The following is a 224-nucleotide window of genomic DNA, read 5'->3' on the forward strand; positions in this document are numbered from 1 at the left end:
TTGCAATCATCTGGTAGTAAGAAGAAACGTCTAGTAGGTTTAGGGCGTTGTTTAGGAAGCCGATAATCAGTGCACCAATCAATGTGCCCATGATACGACCACGACCGCCAGCTAAGCTTGTACCGCCAAGAACCACGGCTGCGATAGCGTCTAGCTCATACCCCATACCTGCGGTTGGTTGAGCTGATGACAAACGAGAAGCCACAATGATGCCCGCAACCGCT

General features: G+C 50.9%; 1 protein-coding gene. It reads right to left on the reverse strand.

Translation table 11 applies throughout. From position 1 onward, the window contains the following. A partial coding sequence (locus tag A3712_RS11445) for an ABC transporter permease subunit (RefSeq protein ID WP_443083592.1) occupies positions 1 to 224 on the reverse strand: 224 nt, incomplete at both ends.

The sequence above is a fragment of the Vibrio sp. HI00D65 genome, from assembly GCF_001635455.1.
GTDB lineage: Bacteria > Pseudomonadota > Gammaproteobacteria > Enterobacterales > Vibrionaceae > Vibrio.